This is a genomic window from Neisseria sp. P0018.S001 (genome assembly GCF_051957355.1).
GTDB classification, from domain to species: Bacteria; Pseudomonadota; Gammaproteobacteria; order Burkholderiales; family Neisseriaceae; genus Neisseria; species Neisseria subflava_A.
The window spans coordinates 1-578 of record NZ_JBQCWN010000045.1 but is presented as its reverse complement, the minus strand read 5'-3'; the positions used below and the strand labels follow the sequence as shown (position 1 = coordinate 578).

Sequence of the window (578 nt, the reverse complement as noted above, 5' to 3'; positions counted from 1 at the left end):
GCTTTTGCCGATTTTTTTCATGGTGCGGCCGATGTCGCCGGCACGCGAGCTGATGTTTTCTGCGGCCACATGACCGAATACACGCGCCAAATCTTCGCTCGGATAATAGCGCAGTCCACCCAAAATAGGAAGGACGGACATGCCCAATACTAAGTCGCCTTCGAGGCTGATGTCGCCCACGCCAGGCTGACCTCCTTGGAGGATTTTTTGGATGGCGCTGTTGTGGAATGTGATGTTGGTGTCGGCGGTGTCGTTTGCGGTTTCAAGAAAACCTTGTTCGCTGATGCGTCCGGTCAGTCTGAAACCGGTCAGGCTGATGCAGATGATGCTGCCTGCAAATTCAGACAGCTCGCGCTGTTGCTCTGGATTTTGCTGTATCAGGTGGTTGATAAGGGGAAATAGGGCGGACATGGTTTACTCTAAATGCCGTCTGAAACGGATGAATGGGTTGAGTCGCAATTTTACAGGCTTAGCCCGTCTGCGCAAACGGTATTTACAATTTTGCCGTTGCTTTTGTCATCAACGATGAAATCAGGAGCCGGCAGGCCGAGTTTGGCCGCTTCGGCAGTATAAAATTC

The 578-nt window shown here is 51.7% G+C and carries 1 protein-coding gene and 1 pseudogene; both read right to left on the bottom strand.

Annotation, left to right across the window (positions count from 1 at the left end; translation table 11 throughout):
- Positions 1-411, bottom strand: a 411-nt coding sequence (locus ACTHTJ_RS10735; RefSeq protein WP_440362670.1) for a ubiquinone biosynthesis accessory factor UbiJ, incomplete at its 3' end; no start/stop codon positions are given.
- A gap of 50 nt (positions 412-461) precedes the next feature.
- Positions 462-578: pseudogene (locus ACTHTJ_RS10730) on the bottom strand (SDR family NAD(P)-dependent oxidoreductase); the annotation flags it as partial.